Origin of the sequence: Protofrankia sp. Cr1, from assembly GCF_963555865.1 — a bacterium.
In the GTDB taxonomy this organism is placed as follows: domain Bacteria; phylum Actinomycetota; class Actinomycetes; order Frankiales; family Frankiaceae; genus Protofrankia.
Map to the genome: position 1 here is coordinate 1 of NZ_CAUVXO010000503.1, position 3,718 is coordinate 3,718.

Below are 3,718 nucleotides of genomic sequence, written 5' to 3' on the forward strand. Positions count from 1 at the left end.
CCGCGATGGTGGGACGACGACACCATCTGGCTGATCGACGTGGAGAACGTCGTCGGCCGGGTGTGGACGGGGACGGCCGACGACGACCTCTACCGACTGTGGGACCTCTACACAGCCCAGCACCGCCACGGTGGGTAAGAGGTGAACGGTGTCCCGGGCGAGCTTTCAGCGAAATCTGGACCGTGTCGGGGGTGTCGCGTGCGCTGCGTGACGATACGGGGAGCTAGGCTGTCCAGCTCATCATAATTCGGACGGTAGATGACTGGTTGGAATCGGGGTCCTTCAATGCGGTCCGTCACGACGCCGTAGGATCGTCAAGGTGAGACGCGCTGATCCGGTCCGGGTCGCTCCCGCTGCGGTGATTGCGCCGGCCCGCGCGATCAGACCCACCCTTGATGGGATGCCGTGGGCATGAGTTCACCGACCCGGCTGGCCTGTCTCGGGCCTCCTGACACGTTCTCCGATGCGGCGTTGCTCACTCTGCCGATCGCTCATGAAGTCGATCTCGACCCATTACCGAACGTAGCGGCCGTTCTTGGCGCGGTCCGTCAGGTCGACGCCGCACTGGCCGGCGCGTTCGGCGGGTTCGGCGCTGCACCGTATCTGCGCTGAGGTCCGATTTCTCGGCAGCTGACCGAGTGCGGATGGACAGGCTCCGATCATGCGGTCCAGCACGTCGGACGATGCTTTCCGCAACGCGGCGGCCTGGCTTTCCGGTCTGCGTGGGAGCGTCGCCCGCGCCTGAAGAATTCGGTCCAACGGTTGCGTTGCGAGCGCGATACCGCCGGGGGTAACCCAGGTCGTCGTGAGCCAACCCGCAAACTCTCCGTGCCTGTCGTGGTCTGAGCGTGCTCTCTCCCCTTGGCGCATCCCGCGATGCGCTTCGCATGCGTTACCTTGAGTCACATTCTTGCTGCTGAACGAGATCATATCGGTACGGAAAGTGCCACATTGTGGCCTTGCCGACAGGACACAGGGAGCGCGTAGTCATGTCCCACGCTGACGAACTGTCCCCGTCAGCTTGCTCGGCCAGTCTCTGGCCGGCGGCTGCGGAGGTAGGCCAGCCAGGCCCGCCCGATATGCCGGCCGCGTCGATTCCGGCCGCCCGCACCCCCCCAGACGATCATCCGGACTCCTATGTCCTGCCCGCCCCGATGTCGTCGCCGGGCGAAGCCGGCCCGGCCGTAACGGGGGCCGACCGTCGCGACATCCCCACGATGTTGATCGCCGGGACGTCGGCGCTGCCCGATCGGCGGCAGTTTCACCTCTATGCAGGGGCAACCGTCGTCGGCGTTTTTCTCACCGATGGGCAGCTTGCGGACGTGGTGGATGGGCGTGGTGCAACGCCGTTTCAGGTTGCGCTTGCACATGCCGAGGAGCGGTTGGCCGCTTTGCTGCGCGCGCACGAGTACACGGTGCCCGCGCAGGTGGCGACACAGGCCGTTCGCCTACGCTCCGGTCTGGGCCGGCTGGCCCGCGGTTCCCTGCAGGCCTCGGACGCCCGTCGGTTGCGGATCATCGCTGGTCGGCTTGCCGTTCTGCACGCTGATGCGGCGTTCAAACTGGGCGAGCCCGATGCAGCACGAGCCCTGGCCGCCCAGGGATACGCCGACGGGCAGTGGGCGGGTGACGGACCGCTGCAGGGATCGGCCCGTGAGATCGCGGCGGTGGCCGAGTTCTACGGCGGGCGTCCGGCGGTTGCCCTGCAGCTCGCGCGGGACGGGCTGCGCCACGTCAGTGGCGGTCCGGTACGGGCGCGCCTGGTCTGTCAGGAGGCCCGCGCACTCGCGGCCCTCGGCGACGTCCGTGGCGCCGCACTGGCGCTGGATACTGCCTACGATCTTGCTGACATGATTCCCGTGGAACAATGGGGATCTCCCGGTCCGGGCTTTGACACCTTCCATCCGGTGGAGGTCTCCTACAACGCGACCACGGCGTTGTGCCTGCTTGGCCGGCCCCGTGCCGCAGAGGAACATGCACAGATCGCCATGCCCCGGCTTGACGCGATGAACACCCCGGGTTTCCGTTCGGTGATCAGGCTGGATCTTGCATTGGCCCTGGTCCGCCAGGGACGGCTCGAGCTTGACCGGGTTTGCGCGCTCGCCACCGAGGCGATCACTATCTCCTGGGGACGCACGGTGGCGTCGGCGTCGAATCGGGCCGATGAGTTGCTGGCGATAACCCGAACACACGGTGATGTCCGCGCCGTGCGGGAGCTGGCGGCGTTCGTACGCGACTGGCAGCGGGAGGGCGAAAAGGCATCGTCATGGACGTCAGGGCCGTAGACGTGTCAGGGCCGTAGACGTTCAGAGCCGTGGATATCGGCCAGCGGCGGAGCCCGTCGCTGAACGTGCATGACGAACCAGCAGCACTGACCGTGTGTCATGAGGACACGGAAGGGCGCGGAGCGAGGTGGGTACGTTCGGAGGAACTGGCCTGACGACGCTCCGGGTTGAATGAGGATCGGAGCGATGTCGGATGGCAGTCACGGGGTGCGATGGTCGCTTTACCGTGGCGAACGCATGGTCGGTTCTCCGCGAGATGTGCACGGCGGTCGGGTTGGACGACCGGGATGCCGAGGTCATCAAGATTACCGCCAACGCGGTGTTCCGGTTGCCGCGGGCCAGGCTGGTCATCCGGATCTGCGGGTCGCAGGCGATGGCGCACCGCGCGCACAAGGTTGTCCAAGTCGCTCGCTGGCTGGCTCGACACGAAGTGCCGGCGGTGCGCCTTGCGCCGGGTCTGCCGGCACCGCTGCTCCTCGGTAGCGTCGTGGCCACATTGTGGATCGACGCTCAGGCCGAGCCGCGACTGGTCGAGCCGCCCGGTCGCCACTTTCAGGAGAACCAGCCCCTGCCGGGCGTTCGAGGGCCAACCACACACGCCGCCATCACACACGGCGCCTCAGCACTCGGCGCCTCAGCACTCGGCGCCTCAGCACTCGGCTCGACAGCGCACGTATCGGCTTCACGTGCCTCTACCACGGGTGAACGGGTGGTGAACGGCGACCCTCCGGCCGCGTCCGATCTTGCTGTAGTTCTACAGCGGATCCACGCGCTACCACAACCCGACACCGCGTTACCCCCATGGGACCCGCTGGACGACGTTCGCAGGCGTCTTGCCGATGCGGAGGGCCTCACCGACGCTGACCTCGCGTTTCTCTGGCGGATGGCCGACCGGCTCCAAGCCGCCCTCGAGGGTGTCACGTACGACCTCCCGGCGGGTATCGTCCACGGCGACGCCCATCTCGGCAACCTGATCAGATGCCACGACGGACGGGTGGTCATGTGCGACTTCGATTCCACCTGCTACGGACCCACCGAATGGGACCTGATCCCGGTGGCTGTCGGGCAGCTGCGCTTCGGTTACCCGCCGGAACAGCACGCGGTGCTTGCGTCGGAGTACGGCTTCGATGTGACGCGTTGGTCGGGATTTGAGGTCCTGCGGGCCCTGCGGGAACTGAAGCTGGTGACCAGCGTTGTGCCGATTCTTGCGAGCAATCCGCGGGTGGCAGCGCAGTTCGCCGTCCGCCTGGCGAGCCTGCGCTATGCGGACGAAAGCGTCCGCTGGCTGCCGTATTCCTGACTCCTATCAGTTTTCTGATAGTTCTTCGAGCCAGGATTTCCGCTGTTCCCCGCGATTGAACAGGGTCCGTCGTCCTGTTCGGGATGTGAATCTGGCGGCTGATGTTGCCATCGTATCGGAACACCGTTGGCAG

3 protein-coding genes are annotated in these 3,718 nt (G+C 66.4%); all 3 read left to right on the top strand.

Features of this window, described 5'->3' with window-relative positions; all coding sequences use genetic code 11:
• Positions 1-411 precede the first annotated feature (411 nt).
• A complete protein-coding gene (locus tag U9980_RS24620) occupies positions 412-612 on the top strand; it encodes a hypothetical protein (protein ID WP_322770110.1) in 201 nt (66 codons plus the stop codon).
• A gap of 467 nt (positions 613-1,079) precedes the next feature.
• Positions 1,080-2,285 (top strand): hypothetical protein, encoded by a 1,206-nt coding sequence (locus U9980_RS24625; RefSeq protein ID WP_322770112.1) that lies wholly within the window; start codon positions 1,080-1,082, stop codon positions 2,283-2,285.
• A gap of 226 nt (positions 2,286-2,511) precedes the next feature.
• A complete protein-coding gene (locus tag U9980_RS24630; protein ID WP_322770111.1) occupies positions 2,512-3,585 on the top strand; it encodes an aminoglycoside phosphotransferase family protein in 1,074 nt (357 codons plus the stop codon).
• Positions 3,586-3,718 lie beyond the last annotated feature (133 nt).